Genomic DNA, 19,558 nt, shown 5'->3' with positions numbered 1-19,558 from the left:
AAGCAGAAAAAGAAGTGCCAAACAATCCCTATCTATTGGTAAAAATAAGACAACAAAAATGAGGTATATAGATATGTACAATACCTATATATAAGTAAATACTGGATAATTTAAATAAAAAAAGAAAAGAAACCCTACTTCAGCCAACTCGCCAACGCACGTTCCGTTATCTCCCACAACTGCTCTTTCTGCACATGATTCGTGTATTTATCAGACAAGTTTTTCCGGTGGTTATTGACATACAGTTGTCCTGTCACACCGGCTTCCTTTTCGTCCAACAGTAAACCGATTGCCGTAGAAGCCCCTTTCTTGGGTTTACGGATAAAAGGACGGAAAAAAATATCCGTCAACGGATCGAACCACTTGTGCATAGTGATGATATCAGTAGAAACAATTCCCGGATCCGCAGCATTGACGCTAATCCCTTTCTCTCGAAGTTGCTCGGAAAGTTCGAAAGTAAACAATAATAAAGCCAGCTTCGTGTTACTGTAAACAGGAATCCTCCAAAACGTTCCCGTTTTCCCTCTATGAAAGAAATCCGGGAAGTCGAGCTTGCCGATTGCGTATGTACAGGAAACCATATTTACGATACGCGCTCCACGCACCATCAGCGGAATTAATTTCCGGGTAAGCAGATAAGGTCCCATGTAGTTCACACTTACCGTTCGTTCGAATCCTTCGGAAGTAGTATGAAAACCTGTCTCCATCGTTCCGGCATTGTTCATTAACAAAGAGATGGGAAGATTCCTTTCTAAGATCTGACTGGCAAAAGCAACTACGGATTGCATAGAAGATAAATCGATAGCCATAACTTCCAAATCCGGGTTTCCGGTTTCCTTGCTCAAACGTTCACGAACAACCTCCGCTTTCTGCGGATGATAACAAGCCATAATGATTCGATAACCGGCTTTGGCTACGGCACGTGTTATTTCTGTTCCCATTCCTCCGTCCGCACCGGTGATGATTGCCCATTTCATTTCACTCATTTTTTCTCCAGTTTATCAATCTCCTTTTGTAAAGAGGAAGGTAATTGTTCTTTCAAATGTTGATGACAAGCCATTTCTATCGTATACATACGTCCTATGCAATAATTACTGTGTCCACAGTTGCAACGTGCTTGTTCCTCCTGTTTCATCCGGTTCACGAATCCCGGTTCGTTGAGTAACGCTCTCGCCATCTGCACGGCATCAAAACCGGAATCGAGCACTTCATCTATTTTCTGACGGGAAACAAGACCACCGACATAAATCAACGGCGCATCCGGAAGAGCCGCACGGAATTTCAATGCATCTTCAAGGAAATAGGCCTCTTTGAAGGGCACAGAGGGTATCATCCATTTGCCAAACATACGGACTCCGTATTTCAGCCACCAACAATTCATATAGTAAGACATCGAACGAATCGGCATGGCACCTCTCATTACATACATCGGCGCTTTGCTGACAAAACCACCACTCAACACCAATCCATGAGCACCAAGTTCCAACAGACGTTTGGCCACTTGTATGGATTCGTCTATCTCCATTCCTCCTTTGAAGCCGTCGCGCATATTCATTTTTACGAAAACTGCCATATCACTGCCTGCCGCTTTCATCACTTCTTCCATCACCATATCCATAAAACGCATCCGGTTTTCGAGCGAACCGCCATATTCATCTTTCCGATGATTGGTGTAGGGAGACAGGAATTGACTAATCAAATAGCCGTGCCCCGCATGTACTTCAACGGCGTCAAACCCGGCTTTCCTCGCCAGATTGACTGCATTTCCATACGCTTTCGCCATTTCCGGAAGCTCCTCTTTTTCCATTCCACGCACAAACGTAGGAGAATAGAGGTTGAAGCCTGAAGATGCGGATATAGGAGTGACACCACATATATTTTTATGGGACATATTTCCACAATGCCCGATTTGTATACCTACTGCGGCACCTTCATCGTGCACAGCTTTTGTCAATTCGTGTAAACGGGGAATAATGGACGGACGCAACCACAACTGACGGTCGAAAGAAAGTCCGCTTTGTGTCACGGCAGCATAAGCCACTGTTGTCATACCCACTCCCCCCGCAGCTACCGACCGATGGTAATCCAGCAACATCTGCGTGGGAGTATTCTCCGGACACATGCTCTCAAAAGCTGCCGAACGGATCGTTCGATTCCGCAGCGTCAAAGGGCCAAAGGTGACCGGGCTAAAAAGTTTAGATTCCATAGTAGTTGATATTTTATTTAAGTCATACGTAAATCATGATGAAAAACGCCCCTAATAAAGGAAAGGGAACACTCGTTTCCGTTCTCCCACTGCGTCTCCGAATTCTTCGCGGTAACGGCACCAAATAGCGTTGGCACGGGGAACAAGGTTAGCAATCGTCCACCAAAGGAAGACTAGGCCGGAAAGTGAACAAGTGAGTATCGCCCAACCTGCCCATTCTACTATTTCACCGAAATAGTTGGCGGAAGTGACATAACGGTACATTCCTTTTTGAGGCAGATAATGCCGGGTGTCTCCCGGTTTGCGCAAATGACGGATGATATAATCCGACTGCCAGTTCAACAGCATACCTGCGAAAAAGAGCAGTGTGCCGATAATAAACCACGGTGAAGTGAACCAGCCGGATTGATACATCGTTTCGGGAGCAAGATAGAAAATCCATTTCCCTTGCATATAACCATTCAGCAGATTAAAAAGAACTCCCATCGACATGATTGCCAGCGGCATCTTACTTTTTCCTTTCAATAGCAAAGGGAAGATGAAAGCACGCTGAAAATAGTGAATTTGAAAGAAGAGGAAGAAAGTGAAAATCACCGGCTCGAACCGACGTTCGGAGTAGATCCACATCACGCACATCACCATGAAAACCGGAGCTTCCATCAATATCCAGGCTAGTTTATTGGAGATAGCTACTCCCCACGATGCTGTGCGGAAAATACCATATCCGGCTTTCACAAAGTAAAGGGCGATAAAAACAAACAAAGCAATCAGGCTCATCACCCCCAGAAACAGATTAAAAGTATCTATACTCATACCGATCTATTTTGTAACACGCAAAAATAACAAAAATGAGATAAACGACGATACAAAAAATAGAAAGAATCTGAAGTACATTCTTTTACGAACATAAAAAAGGAGAAAATATAAAATTTCCCGGATGCGCGTCTGAAATGATCGGGCACACATCCGGGATTACTTATCTATTTAATAAAAGGATTTGTTCTTATCAGCGTTTCTTAATTGGGATATAAGCCAAATCATCAAGTACATTTTTATAAGCCGGGCGGATAATCCGTTTACCGTCGAAGGTTAATTCTTCATTGCGGTGTGCACACCAGCCTACGATACGTGCCATGGCAAACAGTGGAGTGAAGATTTCCTGCGGCAAACCGATCATTTCATACACGAAGCCCGAATAGAAATCGATATTGCTGGACACTGTCTTTCCGTTGTTTTTAACCCGTCCGAAAGTAGCTATGGCACGTTCTTCCAACAGTTCGAGGAAAGCAAATTCGCTTTCTCTGCCTTTTTCACGGGCAAGGTCGCGAGCCAGTTCTTTCAATAGAAGAGCACGAGGGTCGGAGATGGTATAAACGGCATGTCCGATACCATAGATCAATCCGGTTTTGTTATACACTTCTTTGTTCAACATTCGGGTGTAATAAGTGTCTATCTCATCTACACTTGTCCAGTCTTTGATATTTTCCTTCAGGTGCTGGAACATGTCGGCAACCTGAATATTGGCACCTCCGTGAAGCGGGCCTTTCAGCGAACCGATACCAGCAGCGATGGCCGAATAAGTATCTGTTCCGGTAGAAGAAGTTACGCGAACGGTGAAAGTGGAGTTATTACCACCACCGTGCTCTGCCTGAAGAATCAATAACAAATCGAGGGTGCGTGCATCCAGTTCGGTATAGTCTTTTTTCAGCATATACAGGAAATTTTCGGCAATAGATAGCTTTTCCTGCGGATGGCGGATATGCAGAGAACGTCCGAAAGTAGCATGACGAAGCATATTATAAGCATAAGCGATGATAGTAGGGAACTTTGAAATCAGTTCAATACTCTGACGCATCAGGTTATCCCGGGAGGTATCATCCGCATTTGCGTCAAAACGATACATTTCCAATACACTGCGTGAAAGAATATTCATGATGTTGTTTCCTTCCAACTCGATGATGTTCATTTTCGTTTTCTGTTCCAACGGCATATTGTCGTTAATCAACTCACGGAAAGAAAGCAATTCTTCTTTATCCGGCAGACGTCCGGAAAGCAATAGGTAAGCCACTTCTTCGAAGCCAAAGCGTTTCTCTTTGATTATAGCGTGAGAAATATCTTCTACATCATAACCGCGATAGAACAGTTTTCCCGGTATGGGTTTCAGTCCACCACCCGGAACACGTTCATATCCTACTACATTACCGATTCTGGTTAAACCTACCAATACACCTGTGCCATCTTCATTACGTAATCCGCGCTTCACATCAAACTTGGAGAACAATTCTGTATCAATCCGGGTAGCTTCCTTCATTTCCTCGGAAAGCTTGTAAATCAAGTACTCTTTTTTCATCTTTCTTCGTTTTTTATTCGTTACTTTTGTTTTTCAATTCTTTCCACGATCTCACGAGTGAAAGCGGAAGTAGAGAGGGAGGTTCCATTCGGCATAAAACGGGCTAAATCGTGTGTAGCGCGAGCGTCCAGGAAGCTTTGTTCCAAGGCTTTCTCTATCAGAGCAGCCGCTTCTTTCCAGTCAAAATATTCGAGCATCATTACTGCCGAAAGGATAATAGAACAAGGGTTCACCACATCTTTTCCCGCAATATTGGGGGCTGTTCCGTGAGTCGCTTCAAAGATGGCATGACCTGTCTGGTAGTTGATATTTGCTCCCGGAGCGATACCGATACCGCCTACCATAGCCGCCAGTTGGTCAGAAACATAGTCTCCGTTGAGGTTTAAGGTGGCTATCACGGAATATTCTTCGGGAATCAGGAGTGTATTTTGTAAGAAAGCATCCGCAATGCAATCTTTTATCACCAGTCTGCCATCTGCCAAAGCATCGCCAAATTCACGTTGCGCCAGTTCGTAGCCCCATTTTTTGAAACCACCTTCGGTAAACTTCATGATATTCCCTTTATGCACCAGTGTTACGGAAGGCAAATGATGGTCGAGCGCATACTGGCAGGCAGCACGCACAAGACGCTCCGTGCCCTCACATGATACAGGTTTCACACCGAAAGAAGAGGTTTCCGGGAAACGGACTTTTGTCACGCCCATTTCGTCTTTCAAGAATTGATAGAACTTTTCAGCCTCCGGAGTTCCGGCTTCCCATTCGATACCTGCATAAATATCTTCCGTATTTTCACGGAACACACACATGTTCACTTTCTCCGGTGATTTGACAGGCGACTGTACTCCCTGATACCAACGAACCGGACGAAGACAGACGTATAAATCAAGTGTCTGACGCAGTGCTACGTTCAACGAACGGATTCCACCTCCGACAGGAGTTGTCAACGGACCTTTGATTCCTACCAGGTATTCCTGAAAGGTTTCCATTGTTTCATCCGGCAACCAGGAACCAGTCGCGTTGAAGGCACGTTCTCCCGCTAACACTTCTTTCCATTCGATACGACGTTTGCCACCGTATGCTTTCCGGATAGCTGCGTCCACTACGGCTTGCATGGCAGGAGTCACTTCGGCTCCTACTCCATCGCCGGTAATATAAGGTACGGTAGGCACATCGGGTACCAACAGCGTACCATCTGTTTGCATGGTTATTTTGCTCATTTTTTATCTTGCATTTAAGGCAGAACCGGCACGGAACCAAGCTATCTGCTGTTCATTATAGGTATGTTGCACTTCAAAACTTTCTTTCGTTCCGTCTTCGTGATGAAGAACAATCGTCAAATTGCGCCCCGGTGCGAAATGGACTAAGCCTGATACGGACAGAAGATCGTGTTCCCGAATTTTATCATAGTCTGCTTTATCTACAAAAGTAAGAGCAAGCATTCCTTGTTTTTTCAGATTTGTTTCGTGGATACGGGCAAAACTCTTAGCCAAAATGACACGTACATTGAGGAAGCGTGGTTCCATGGCTGCATGTTCACGGCTGGAACCTTCTCCATAATTCTCTTCGGCAACAACAATAGACGGAATACCTTCGGATTTATACATCTTTGCCGTACCGGAAACTGTTCCATAAGTATTTGTCGAACGATTCCAAACACGGTTCATTTCACCATTGAAAGCATTGACAGCCCCCATCAGCATATTGTCGGAAATATTCTCCAAATGTCCACGGAAGCGGAGCCACGGACCTGCCATAGAGATATGGTCGGTAGTACATTTTCCCTGTGCTTTAATCAATAAAGGCATGTTCAGCAAGTCCTGTCCGTCCCATGCCGGGAAAGGAGTCAGAAGCTGGAGACGTTGGGAATCCGGTTTTACCCTGATTTCCGTTTTTGCTCCGTGCGGGGCAATATATCCCTCATTTCCCTGTTCAAAACCTTTCAAAGGAAGTTCATCTCCTACAGGCTCGGAGAGTTTCACTTTTTCTCCGTTATGATTCACCAGTCTGTCTTTCAACGGGTTGAAACAGAGATCACCGGCTATTGTTAACGCCATCGTTAGTTCCGGAGAAGCTACAAACGCGTATGTGTTGGGATTACCGTCAGCGCGTTTGGCAAAATTACGATTGAAAGAGGTGACGATTGAGTTTTTTCGTGTCGGATCGTCCGTCTGACGTTTCCACTGACCGATACAAGGTCCACAGGCATTTGCCATAATCGTGGCTCCCAGCCGTTCAAAAGCTTCAATCATACCGTCTCTTTCGGCAGTAGCCCGAATTTGCTCCGAACCCGGATTGACGATCAGCGGAGAAGCGACGCTCAAATTCTTTTCTGTCACCTGCTTTGCCAGAGAAGCTGCACGGCTCAAATCCTGATAAGAAGAATTGGTACATGAACCTATCAAGCCCACCTCCATTTTACGAGGGTAGCCGTTCAATAACACTTTTTCTGCAAATTCAGAGATAGGAGTAGCGGCATCCGGTGTAAACGGCCCGTTTATATAAGGTTCGAGTTCTGACAAGTCTATTTCAATTACACGATCGTAATAGTTGGATGGTTCGTCGGTCACAATGTCGTCTGCACGAAGATCTGCATCAACAGATTCAGCCCAATCGACTACACAATCTCTTCCGGTAGCTCTCAAATAAGTAGCCATGCGCCCGTCAAAGGGGAATAAAGAGGTAGTAGCTCCAACTTCGGCACCCATATTGCAAATGGTAGCTTTCCCGGTAGCAGAAAGGGATTCGGTTCCGGGACCAAAATATTCGATAATAGCATTCGTTCCTCCTTTTACGGTAAGGATGCCGGCCAGCTTCAGAATCACGTCTTTCGGAGAAGTCCAACCGCTCAGTTTTCCGGTCAGACGAACACCAATAATCTTCGGCATTTTCAGCTCCCATTCCATTCCTGTCATCACATCCACAGCATCCGCGCCACCGACACCGATAGCCACCATGCCCAGTCCGCCTGCATTAGGCGTATGAGAGTCTGTTCCCACCATCATACCACCGGGGAAAGCATAGTTTTCGAGCACTACCTGATGGATAATTCCTGCTCCCGGTTTCCAGAAGCCAATGCCATAACGGGAAGATACATCACGGAGGAAATCGTATACTTCTTCATTAGTCAGTCTTGCCGTAGCAATATCCGCCTTTGCACCTTTATACGCCTGTATCAAGTGATCGCAATGCACTGTCGAAGGCACAGCCACCTGATCCTTACCTGCATTCATAAATTGAAGCAAAGCCATCTGCGCAGTTGCATCCTGCATAGCCACACGGTCGGGACGGAAATTCACATAATCCTCCCCCCGTTTGTAATCTTTCAAATCGGCTACATCATACAGATGAGCATACAAAATCTTCTCGGCCAATGTCAAAGGGCGTTTCAGTATAGCCCGTACGTGTTCTACCTTTCCTTTATAAGCAGCGTAGAAAGCTTCTAACATAGTCACATCATATACCATATTGCTTTTTGTTTTTTTAGTCTATCTATTAAAATAACGAACGACGTTCGAGTAATGTTTAACAAAATGAAATATTTTTTCTACCCGGAACGAAGATTTGTTACCTTTGCGCCTATTATGAGTAATAATCCGAAAAGTCCCATTATAGACCTTCAGCAGCAGCAACTCCTCCTGCGGATGGAGTATGAATATGAGAAGGAAGAATTTAAGCGGCAGACCGAAACAATGGGCGTTGCCCGTAAAGTGAAGCGCGGTCTCTGCTGGTATCCTGTCTCTCTTGGCCGAAGTTACTACAATTCGCTGAATCAGCTTGTAATAGATATTACACGGACCGAAAATAAAGAAATAGAGCATTCCTTTGACTTCGGCCGCCCTGTTTGCTTTTTCCACCAGTCATTCGAAGGAAAAGTGAAGTATATGGATTTCATCGCTACCGTCAGCTTTGCCGACGAAGAACGAATGGTCGTTGTACTCCCCGGAGCAGGAGCTTTAGCGGAACTGCAAACTGACGGTATACTGGGGGTACAACTTTATTTTGACGAAACATCGTACCGGGCCATGTTCGAAGCACTGGAAGACACGATACGTGCCAAGGACAACCGCCTGGCGGAACTGCGTGACATTTTGTTGGGTACCCAAAAGCCGGGATTCCGCGAATTATATCCTGTCCGCTTCCCATGGCTGAACAGTACACAGGAAACAGCAGTCAACAAGGTGCTATGTACGCGTGACGTATCTATTGTTCACGGTCCTCCGGGAACCGGAAAGACAACGACTCTTGTCGAAGCGATTTACGAAACATTGCATCGGGAACCACAAGTGCTTGTTTGTGCGCAAAGCAACACAGCTGTCGACTGGATTTGTGAGAAACTGGTAGATCGGGGAGTCCCCGTGCTCCGCATTGGAAATCCAACCCGGGTCAACGACAAAATGCTTTCATCCACCTACGAACGCCGGTTTGAAAGTCATCCTGCCTATCCGGAGCTTTGGGGAATTCGTAAATCTATCCGCGAAATGGGTAGCCGGATGCGCCGGGGTAGTTATTCTGAACGGGAAGGAATGCGTAATCGCATGAGTCGTCTCCGCGACCGCGCCACGGAGTTGGAAATACAAATCAATGCCGATCTTTTCGACAGTGCCCGCGTGATTGCTTCTACCCTAGTCAGCAGCAACCACCGCCTGCTCAACGGACGTCGTTTTTCGACTTTATTCATTGACGAAGCTGCACAAGCCCTCGAAGCTGCCTGCTGGATTGCTATCCGCAAAGCAGACCGGGTCATCCTTGCAGGAGATCATTGTCAACTTCCGCCGACTATCAAATGTATAGAAGCCTCCTGTGGAGGATTGGATCATACATTAATGGAAAAAGTAGTTCAGCAAAAACCTTCCGCGGTCTCTCTATTAAAAGTACAGTACAGAATGCATGAAGCCATCATGCAGTTTCCCTCTGACTGGTTTTATCATGGAGAACTGGAAGCTGCTCCGGAAGTACGCTATCGGGGGATTCTTGATTTCGACACTCCCATGAACTGGATCGACACTTCAGAGATGGACTTTCACGAAGACTTTGTAGGCGAAAGTTTCGGACGCATCAATAAGCAGGAAGCCAACCTACTACTGCAAGAACTGGAAACTTACATCGAACGTATCGGCAAAGAACGGATACTGGATGAAAGAATTGATTTCGGTCTGATTTCACCCTACAAGGCGCAAGTGCAATATTTGAGGGGAAAGATCAAAGGGAGCAGCTTTTTACGTCCTTTCCGCAGCCTCATCACCGTAAACACGGTAGACGGTTTTCAGGGACAGGAGCGAGATGTCATTTTCATCAGTCTTGTACGTGCCAACGAGGATGGACAGATTGGATTCCTGAATGATTTGCGAAGAATGAATGTAGCGATTACAAGGGCACGAATGAAGCTTGTTATATTAGGAGATGCCTCCACCCTTACCAAACATCCTTTCTATAAAAGATTGATGTTATTCATTAAAAAGGAGGATTAAATACTTAATCCTCCTTTTAACAAAGCACACTTTCTCCCGAAACCACACTTTTTTTAACACAAACAAAACAAACAATATTTTACATCAGTACTATTCTTAATTTTTCACCCTCAAAGATAGTCGATTATTCCAATGCACTCCAACTATTTCCACCATTTTATTTGCGGATCGCGCGTTTTTGCCCATTCTGCAAATTTAGGATATGTTTTATCAATGCGCTGATTCTCCTTTTTAAGATCTAAATTCAAAATAGAAGCGTCCAAACGAGCATCTACATGAATTGCAAACGGAAAACCATCTTTGCAAATGAAATAGGTACCATCTACATCACCACGAGAAATATCAGCTCCGGAAGGGAAACGATTATTCGCACCAGTCGTCGGCTTATGATCTGTCAGATGGACTTCTGTGGCAGAGTTGAATACTTTTATAAAAGGATTATAAGGAGCTACCACCACTGGTTTATCAAGAGTAGGATTATTAAATTGTATGGATACCGTATATGTCTTCTCTTGAATATTCTGATTAATCATATCCTCCGCATTCACATTGGATACTCCCAATTCAGCTTTAGCATCCTTGAATAATGTTATCACATTACCTGAATAGGAAGAAGCTTCACTACCATTAACCGTTACTTTAGAAGCTTTACTCAAATCGAAAGGAACTTCATAAGCAAACGAGTTCTTATAATTAGCTCCCGTCCAAGCCAAGGTGAACTTATCAATAATATTAAGAACCTTATTATCTATATTATAATCAACGCTTGACTGATATTTCATGACTACATCATTCAAGTCATAATCTCCTTGTTCCGGCCAGTTATCTTCAAAGCCAAGCACTCCAGAATACATTTCTGTTCCTTGTCGATCACCCGGATTAGGAACATCCGGAACTTCAATAGCAGCAATAGGATTAGAAGAGATAACGAAAGCAACATCATTATAGTCATTTTCACCGTTTTTCCAGTCTTCCATAGTGATAACATTCACTCTATCACCTGCTTTATTTTTTGCTGCAAAAATTGCAGTGTGAGAAATTTTGTCACTATTCAAAGATTTGGTTGAGTAGAACATATTCCCATTAGCCTTGGCATTTACCCAGCCATTATTCCATATCAAGAAACCAATCTTTGTATTTGCCGGAATACGTTCCGGGTCCTTTTGAGGGAAATTACCAGTCTCATTTATATATTTTAAATTAACCGCAACCCCACTATAATAACCTAAACTATTTCCATGTGCGTTAGGAAATATGACACATGCATGCTTTGTTGCCTTCCTTATTTCATCAATAGAAGCATCTTTCGGATAGCAATAATAAGCAAATACACTTTTCGCCCCTGTGTCTCCCCCAAAATAGTTAATAACGACATTTGCATCTTCTTTTATCAGAATATCAGCATTATCAGTAACTAAAGGTCCTACGTTATTCTTTCCTTCCGGAAAATATGTCGTTATATAACTCTTGAGAGTTGCATCCACGTTGATCTTCTTAGAAGCATCCAAATAGTCAGGCTTACCTGAATTTGCATTCCAAGTTCCTAATACGTTCGGGATTACATCTGTAATAAATTTCACCGCAGCCCTTGTTTGTGCACTTCTCGTTGATGAATCCACAGGAGTAACATCAAGAGCATTCTCAAAGGTTATTTTTGCGCTGACATCCGAACCGACAACTTTAGTTTTATACAAAGTCGGCACACCAAAATCCGGAGAATAAATATAAACTTCTGAAACTGCTGTCGGGAAAGAAGCCGGTTTGATATAACGTCCTTGTATATCTGTAAATCCGGTTGCAATGTGTGACACCCCTGCTTTCTTTATAATCTGACCGCCTTCTGCCACATAAGAAAGCGGATTTTCAGCATAAACTTCAAAATAAGCCCTAGGACATTCCTTTCCATAATCAATATTCAATTGAATATTTTTAGTAGTGGCAAAGTCGAAATAGTTATCTAAAGTAACTTCTTCTTTATCTCCTGAATTAGCAGGATCATATACATCTTTCTGTAAACAGCTTGAGAAAGCAACAGAAACAACACTGATAACACATGCTAATTTAGCAATGTTAATCATTCTCTGGGGTAAGTTAAAACACATCATACTTCTCGTTCATTTTATTTGATAGTGCAAATATAAACATAAACTTGCATATTTTAATCACATTATTGATATATTTTTCAAAAAAAAGTTTCTGCAAGCTTCACCTACCCATTTTTAAATATCTTATTAATAAAAAAGGAGAAAGCAAAAAGCCCTCTCCTTCTTTTAAAACTTGTATAATCTGGTCTAATTAATTATTCTCCGGACGAAGTTTACGAACAGTTACAGCAGTCTGCCACATTTCGCTTTCGCGTAATTGACGGAGCTCCTCGTTTAACTTTTCACGATAATCAGGTTGTGAATTACTGTCGATAGAAATCTGTGCTTCGTTACCAGTCTTCACACTGTTATACAACTTTTCAACTACCGGTTTGATAGCATCGTGGAATGGGCCCATCCAATCGAGAGCACCACGTTGAGCAGTAGTAGAGCAGTTAGCGTACATCCAGTCCATACCGTTCTTTGCGAACAACGGCATCAATGACTGTGTCAGTTCTTCCACTGTTTCATTGAATGCTTCAGAAGGACTATGACCGTTTTCACGCAATACTTCGTACTGTGCCAGCAACAAACCTTGGATAGCCCCCATCAATGAACCACGTTCACCTGTCAGGTCAGAAGTAGCCTCACGTTGGAAAGTTGTTTCGAACAGATAACCGGAACCGATACCAATACCCAGTGCGATGGTTCTTTCGTAAGCCTTGCCTGTAGCATCCTGATAGATAGCATAAGAAGAGTTCAAGCCGCGTCCTTCGAGGAACATAGTACGCAAAGATGTACCCGAACCTTTAGGAGCAACCATGATAACGTCGATATCAGCAGGAGGAACTACACCTGTACGGTCGTTCCAAGTGATAGCAAAACCGTGTGAGAAATAAAGAGCTTTTCCGGCAGTCAGGTAAGGCTTGATAGTAGGCCATACTGACATTACTGCTGCGTCAGACAACAGACACATTACAATAGTACCTCTCTCACAAGCTTCTTCGATACCGAACAAAGTTTCACCCGGAACCCATCCGTCTGCTACTGCCTTATCGTATGTTTTTCCTTCACGTTGACCAACGATTACATTGAAACCGTTATCACGCAAGTTCAGTGCCTGTCCAGGACCCTGTACGCCATAACCGATTACAGCGATTGTTTCATTTTTCAATACTTCACGAGCTTTTTCCAATGGAAATTCGTCACGGATTACTACAGTTTCAGTAGTACCTCCAAAATTCAACTGTGCCATTTTCTTTTTGTTTTTAGTTTTTGATGACTTACGCCATCTGTTATTAATTGATTTTATATTCTCACATTTATTCAAATATCACTTTCGAGCGGCAAACAACTTCGTTGCCATTCTTCTTCACTTCTACGTGAAACTCGTTTGCATTCACTTCATCGCAGAAGAAAGAGAGTTCATCACCAAAATAGCTTTCCGCCACATACGCCATTTCAAAACGACGGATACGTTTGGTCTTATACAATTCAATCGGGAACAAATCAAGGATATGTTCGATGTAACGGATGCTGTTTACATGACCATTGATATCTATATCACTGTACTTTGCCGTCAGGGTAGCTATCGACTGATCGCTTGTCACTTTGATACGTGAAGGCTTTTCAATCGGGCAAGGCTCATCACAGACATAGTTTACGATACTTCCCCCATGCAAAGTCAACAAGTCGGCAGGCTTGCGGGTATTAAGATTAATCATTGCCCATACGGAACGTGCGTAGCCAATCTTCTTCCCATCCTTATCAATAATAGCAAAATTACGGTCCGTAAACAAACGGTAGACATTTTCCACCCACGTCTGAACCGAGAAATTCTCATACTGATAAGGCATTTCATCCAACTCAATAGCCAGACGTGAAAGCACCCATGTATAATTGTCCTCATTCAGCGTTGCAATACCAAAACCACGGTCATTGGCGTGAAAACCTGCACAATTCAGTAGATGATTTCCCAGTACCCCCATAGTCAGACGTCCGTTGAAGTCAACATGGAACGGTTCTGCCACAAACTGATAAGTCCCTATTCTATTTTCTTCACTCATTATTCTTATTGGTTTTTACTTTGGTTATACATAGCTTCCCGTCCATCGAGAAACTCATTCACCCGTTCAAAACAGCTGGTAGTAATCGCTACACGTCCTGAACGAACAAACTGCAAAACACAATTCAAAGCCTTCAGTTCACCATAGAGCGAAGTTATATCTTCGCTCATTCCATTTTTCTCGACAATAGAAAATACCGGATTGACTTCCACTATACGTGCATTGTATCTACGAATCAGCTTGGATGCTTCCGGATTCTCCTGAAAAGCAGGAGTAGACACCTTATATAATGCAATCTCGTGGAAATAAATCTCATCCTCTGTGAAATAATGTGCCTGAATCACGTCGATCTTCTTTTCGATCTGTTTCACTACCTTCTCAATGATGTCCTTATCAGTCCAGGCTGTTATTGTATACTTATGTACACCTTTAATAGAAGAAGCAGATACATTCAGACTCTCAATATTTATTTGCCGACGGGTAAATACAGCAGTTACCTGATTCAGCAACCCGGCTATATTCTCCGAATGAACAATGATTGTATATAACGTTTTATCACTCATAACTCTAATTTTTTAAATGCGAACTCTCAACTCTCCATTCTCAACTCTCAACTTCTCCTAGCACTCCAGCAACATCTGGTTTACCGAACCACCCGGAGGAGTCATCGGCAAAACATTGCCTTCTTTCACCACGCAAGCTTCGAGCAGGAACGGACCGTCCGTTGCCAGCATTTCAGCAATAGCTTCCTTCAGTTCTTCACGAGTGAAAACACGCTTGGAAGGAATATCATAAGCCGAGGCCACTTTCATATAATCCGGATTCAACATCGGGGTAAACGAATAGCGACGGTTGAAAAACATAGCTTGCCACTGACGTACGTTTCCGAGGTAATTATTGTTCAAGCAGATAATCTTCACCGGAGCCTTCTGCTCCATAATCGTACCCAGTTCCTGAATATTCATTTGCAGTCCGCCATCTCCCATAAATACGCATACGGTACGTTCCGGTGCTCCGAAAGTTGCCCCGATAGCTGCGGGAAGCCCGAAGCCCATTGTTCCAAGTCCTCCGGAAGTAATGATACTGCGTTCTTTCGTATATTTAAAGTAGCGTGCAGATATCATCTGATTTTGACCTACATCTGTTACCAAAACAGCTTCATGGTGAGTAGCATCACTAACCGCACGTACCACTTCCCCCATACTCAAAGAGTTTGTGGCAGGATGAAGTTCAGGACGGATTACTTTTTCCTCCTCCACTTTCTCATATTCTTTGAAGCTATCAATCCATTCGGTATGAGTGTTCTTTTTCAGAAGTTTCGTCACAGAAGCCAGTGTTTCCTTGCAATCTCCCAATACAGCTACATCTACCTTTACATTCTTATTAACTTCCGCAGGATCGATATCAAAATGAATCACTTTTGCCTGTTTGGCATAAGTAGCCAAATTACCGGTCACACGGTCGTCAAAACGCATACCAACAGCAATCAGCACATCGCATTTATTGGTATTGATATTCGGTCCCAGATTGCCGTGCATACCCAACATACCTTTATTCAACGGATGTTCTGTCGGCAAAGCCGAAAGTCCGAGCAGCGTACAACCCGCAGGCATATCCGCTTTTTCGATAAACTCGCGCAATTCGCTCTGTGCATTTCCCAGTTCAACACCTTGTCCAACCAATACAAGCGGACGTTCAGCGTTATTAATCAGTTCGGCAGCAGCCTGTACAGTCTCCTCGTCCGTATCGGGAACAGGAACATAACTACGGATAAAATCGACTTTCGTCGGTTCGTATTTCGTTTTCTCTACTTGCGCATTTTTGGCAAAGTCCAATACCACCGGACCCGGACGACCACTACGGGCAATGTAAAACGCACGTGCTACCGCCCAGGCTACATCTTCCGCACGGCGAATCTGATAACTCCATTTAGTGATTGGCTGGGTGATACCTACCAAGTCAACTTCCTGAAAAGCATCCGTCCCAAGAAAGCCTGTTCCCACCTGTCCGGCAATCACCACGATAGGCGTACTATCGATCATCGCATCCGCAATGCCTGTTACCGTATTGGTTGCTCCGGGACCACTCGTCACCAGGCAAACACCTACATCACCCGATACACGGGCATAACCTTGTGCGGCATGGGCGGCTCCCTGCTCGTGACGAACCAAGATATGGTTCAATATATTTTGATGATCGTACAAGGCATCGAATACCGGCATAATAGAACCACCGGGGTAACCAAAGATGGTAGTCACTCCCTGATGTTCCAAGGAGCGCATCAAAGCCTCTGCACCTGTTATTAAATCTTTCATATTAGTTGATAGTTGATAAATGATAAATGATAGTTGAGAAATGACAGTTGAAAATGAATGGTTTACAATCATTGCGCTAAGTGCTGCGCAGCTAACTATTACCTATCAACTATATTATATAATTCTCACTGCTCCCTTATCGGCAGAGCTTACCATGCTGGCATACGCCTTCAGGCTCTTCGGTACATAACGGTCACGAGTGACAGGAGTCATCGGACGGGCCGCCAGTTCTTCATCCGTCAGTCGCACGTTAATCTTCCGGGCCGGAATATCGATTTCGATAATGTCTCCGTCTACAATTTTTCCGATATTGCCTCCAGCTGCCGCTTCAGGAGAAATATGTCCGATACTCAATCCGGAAGTTCCACCACTGAAACGTCCGTCGGTAATCAAAGCACATTCTTTTCCGAGATGACGAGATTTGATATAAGAGGTAGGATAAAGCATTTCCTGCATACCGGGACCACCCTTCGGACCTTCGTGCGTAATGACGACTACATCGCCACTGACGACTCGGCCTCCGAGGATGCCTTCACAGGCTGCTTCTTGCGAATCAAATACTTTGGCAGGTCCGGTAAATTTCCAGATACTTTCGTCTACACCTGCTGTTTTTACCACACAACCGTCTTGGGCAATATTGCCTTTCAATACGGCCAATCCACCGTCTTTGCTATAAGCATGTTCCAAATCACGGATACATCCGTTTGCACGGTCTTTATCCAATTCCTTATAGTACATGCCCTGTGAACCAAGTACGAGATTGAATCTATTTCCGGCTGCACTCGAATATTTTTTAATTGCCTTTTCGCTTACATTCGGGCTGGTGATTGAATATTCATTAATAGCTTCCGCCAATGACATTCCGTCTACCCGTCGAACAGATGTATCTATCAGACCGCCTTTTGCCAGTTCATCCATGATAGCAATAATACCACCGGCACGGTTTACATCCTGAATATGATATTTCTGTGTATTGGGAGCCACCTTGCAGAGACAAGGAGCCTTGCGGGAAAGCATATCGATATCATCCATCTTGAAATCTACCTCTGCTTCATGAGCAATAGCCAACAGGTGAAGAACTGTATTAGTAGAACCACCCATTGCTATATCCAGCGTCATGGCATTCAAGAAAGCCTGACGGGTAGCAATGCTACGAGGAAGCACACTTTCGTCTCCTTCTTCATAATATAACTTTGCATTTTTTACGATCAGTTCTGCTGCATCTTTGAAAAGCTGCGTACGATTCTCGTGTGTAGCTACGATGGTTCCGTTTCCGGGAAGAGCCAGTCCGATTGCTTCATTCAGGCAGTTCATTGAATTGGCGGTAAACATACCGGAACAACATCCGCAAGTAGGACAAGCATTTTGCTCGATATTCGCTACTTCCTGATCGCTGACACTTTCATCAGCCGATTTAATCATCGCGTCGATCAAATCCAGGTGCTGACCATTCCATTCTCCGGCTTCCATCGGACCGCCCGATACAAATACGGCAGGAATATTCAAACGCATAGCCGCCATCAACATTCCGGGAGTAATCTTATCGCAATTGCTGATACATATCATTGCATCTGCCTTGTGCGCATTAACCATATATTCTACACTGTCTGCAATGATGTCACGTGAAGGAAGCGAGTAAAGCATACCATCATGTCCCATTGCTATACCGTCGTCGATAGCTATTGTATTGAATTCCGCAGCGAAGCATCCCAGCTTCTCAATCTCTGCCTTCACCAGCTGACCGATTTCATGCAGATGCACATGTCCCGGAACAAACTGGGTGAACGAATTGACGATAGCAATAATGGGTTTACCCATCTGATTCTTCTTCATGCCGTTGGCTGCCCATAACGCACGGGCTCCCGCCATCCGACGGCCTTGTGTACTAAACGAACTGCGTAATTGCTTTTTCATTTCAATCTATCTTTTAATTAAAGAGCCTTCCTCACACAAGTGAGAAAGGCTCTAAATTCTATCTTTTATGGTACGAACACATACAACACAAAAACCTTTCTCACGCTCTTGATGGGACCACCACGACGCGAATAATATGCAGGACTGCTAGGTTAATAGATGTATGTAACATATTCATATCTTCTTTTCTTTATTTTCGTGCTGCAAAGGTAAGGGCTTTTTTATTATATCCAAACAAATCGAAGAAAAAAATCACTTAAAAGCGAATAATTGTAAGAAAAGAGAGGTATTATTTCTCTATTTTATCACTTAAAGGTTGAATTTACAACTATTATCTAACTGCGCACCTCACTTTCTTTTTCTGACAAAAGCACTTAATAATCTGAAATTTACCCTCCCTATACCGGAGTACAAGCAAATAATTCGTATCTTTGTAGACCCGTATTTACGGGAATTATTAATCAGAAACAAAAAAGATCAGATGGAAACAGTAGAAAACAAGTACATTACCGTTGCATACAAACTATATACAATGGAAGATGGTGAAAAAGAGTTGTTCGAAGAAGCAAAAGCAGAACATCCCTTTCAATTCATTTCAGGATTAGGAACAACACTCGAAGATTTCGAAAATCAGATAACTGCTCTTTCTAAAGGTGATAAATTTGATTTTACCATTCCGGCAGATAAGGCTTACGGACAATATGACGAACAACACGTTATTGACCTCCCCAAAAATATTTTTGAAATAGATGGCAAGTTTGACAGCGAACGTATTAAAGAAGGTAACATCGTACCTTTGATGACTGGTGACGGTCAACGCGTAAATGCCAGCGTAGTAGAAATCAAACCGGATGTTGTAGTAGTTGACCTCAATCACCCGTTGGCTGGTGCCGACCTGATTTTCGAAGGTGAAATACTGGAAAGCCGTCCTGCTACCAACGAAGAAATCCAGGAATTGGTGAAAATGATGAGTGGCGAAGGTGGTTGCGGTTGCGGATGCGACAGCTGCGGTGATGGCTGTGGCGACGACTGCGGTTGCGAAGGCGGACACTGTCATTAATTGAAGTATAAAGTATTAAGTATTAATTCCGTGCGGATATAGCCGGAGTTTTAATACTTAATACTTTTTTTATGCCGTCATTCCGGCTAATACCT

14 protein-coding genes are annotated in these 19,558 nt (G+C 43.7%); 2 read left to right on the top strand and 12 right to left on the bottom strand.

Translation table 11 applies throughout. The features are described from left to right. Window positions 1-134 precede the first annotated feature (134 nt). The 6 genes from BXY_RS05990 to BXY_RS05965 form a co-directional block, all read right to left on the bottom strand. On the bottom strand, window positions 135-986 hold the full coding sequence (locus tag BXY_RS05990; protein WP_015531439.1) for an SDR family oxidoreductase: 852 nt from the start codon (window positions 984-986) through the stop codon (window positions 135-137). Next, on the bottom strand, window positions 983-2,206 hold the full coding sequence (locus BXY_RS05985) for an NADH:flavin oxidoreductase (RefSeq protein ID WP_004315786.1): 1,224 nt from the start codon (window positions 2,204-2,206) through the stop codon (window positions 983-985). The genes BXY_RS05990 and BXY_RS05985 overlap by 4 nt, the downstream gene beginning before the upstream one ends. A gap of 51 nt (window positions 2,207-2,257) precedes the next feature. Beyond that, window positions 2,258-3,019 carry a DUF1295 domain-containing protein gene (locus BXY_RS05980; protein ID WP_009038754.1) on the bottom strand — a complete coding sequence of 254 codons (762 nt, stop codon included), beginning with the start codon at window positions 3,017-3,019 and terminating at the stop codon, window positions 2,258-2,260. 193 nt (window positions 3,020-3,212) lie between these two features. Further along, the gene (locus BXY_RS05975) at window positions 3,213-4,556 is read right to left on the bottom strand and encodes a citrate/2-methylcitrate synthase (protein ID WP_004299485.1); all 1,344 of its coding nucleotides are present in this window, start codon (window positions 4,554-4,556) and stop codon (window positions 3,213-3,215) included. Between the two features lie 20 nt (window positions 4,557-4,576). Then, the gene (gene icd / locus BXY_RS05970; RefSeq protein ID WP_008776293.1) at window positions 4,577-5,773 is read right to left on the bottom strand and encodes an NADP-dependent isocitrate dehydrogenase; all 1,197 of its coding nucleotides are present in this window, start codon (window positions 5,771-5,773) and stop codon (window positions 4,577-4,579) included. Window positions 5,774-5,776: 3 nt separating this feature from the next. Next, window positions 5,777-8,020, bottom strand: a complete 2,244-nt coding sequence (locus BXY_RS05965) for an aconitate hydratase (protein WP_015531438.1) — start codon at window positions 8,018-8,020, stop codon at window positions 5,777-5,779. Window positions 8,021-8,086: 66 nt separating this feature from the next. Here BXY_RS05965 and BXY_RS05960 point away from each other — a divergent pair, with 66 nt between their 5' ends. Further along, entirely contained in the window at window positions 8,087-10,024 is a 1,938-nt protein-coding gene (locus BXY_RS05960) for an AAA domain-containing protein (protein WP_243442477.1), read from the top strand. Between the two features lie 143 nt (window positions 10,025-10,167). Here the strand turns inward: BXY_RS05960 and BXY_RS05955 are convergent, their stop codons facing one another. The 6 genes from BXY_RS05955 to ilvD all read right to left on the bottom strand — a co-directional run bounded on the left by BXY_RS05955 (window position 10,168) and on the right by ilvD (window position 18,403). Further along, entirely contained in the window at window positions 10,168-12,129 is a 1,962-nt protein-coding gene (locus tag BXY_RS05955; RefSeq protein ID WP_134993354.1) for an LruC domain-containing protein, read from the bottom strand. A 190-nt stretch (window positions 12,130-12,319) separates the two neighbouring features. Then, window positions 12,320-13,363 (bottom strand): ketol-acid reductoisomerase, encoded by a 1,044-nt coding sequence (gene ilvC, locus BXY_RS05950; RefSeq protein WP_004321861.1) that lies wholly within the window; start codon window positions 13,361-13,363, stop codon window positions 12,320-12,322. 67 nt (window positions 13,364-13,430) lie between these two features. Beyond that, complete coding sequence (locus tag BXY_RS05945; RefSeq protein ID WP_004299477.1) at window positions 13,431-14,174, bottom strand: acyl-[acyl-carrier-protein] thioesterase; 744 nt, start codon at window positions 14,172-14,174, stop codon at window positions 13,431-13,433. Between the two features lie 5 nt (window positions 14,175-14,179). Then, window positions 14,180-14,737 carry an acetolactate synthase small subunit gene (gene ilvN, locus BXY_RS05940; protein WP_004299476.1) on the bottom strand — a complete coding sequence of 186 codons (558 nt, stop codon included), beginning with the start codon at window positions 14,735-14,737 and terminating at the stop codon, window positions 14,180-14,182. A 57-nt stretch (window positions 14,738-14,794) separates the two neighbouring features. Then, window positions 14,795-16,489: a biosynthetic-type acetolactate synthase large subunit gene (gene ilvB, locus BXY_RS05935; protein WP_015531435.1), complete on the bottom strand. Its 1,695-nt coding sequence runs from the start codon at window positions 16,487-16,489 to the stop codon at window positions 14,795-14,797. Between the two features lie 114 nt (window positions 16,490-16,603). Further along, window positions 16,604-18,403 (bottom strand): dihydroxy-acid dehydratase, encoded by a 1,800-nt coding sequence (gene ilvD, locus BXY_RS05930; protein WP_015531434.1) that lies wholly within the window; start codon window positions 18,401-18,403, stop codon window positions 16,604-16,606. Between the two features lie 481 nt (window positions 18,404-18,884). On the opposite strand from ilvD, the gene BXY_RS05925 reads away from it, so the two are divergent. Continuing rightward, window positions 18,885-19,463, top strand: a complete 579-nt coding sequence (locus BXY_RS05925) for an FKBP-type peptidyl-prolyl cis-trans isomerase (protein WP_004313581.1) — start codon at window positions 18,885-18,887, stop codon at window positions 19,461-19,463. Window positions 19,464-19,558 lie beyond the last annotated feature (95 nt).

Origin of the sequence: Bacteroides xylanisolvens XB1A (assembly GCF_000210075.1) — a bacterium.
Lineage (GTDB): Bacteria > Bacteroidota > Bacteroidia > Bacteroidales > Bacteroidaceae > Bacteroides > Bacteroides xylanisolvens.
Note: the sequence above shows the minus strand (reverse complement) of the source record. Positions and strands in the feature narration are given on the sequence as shown.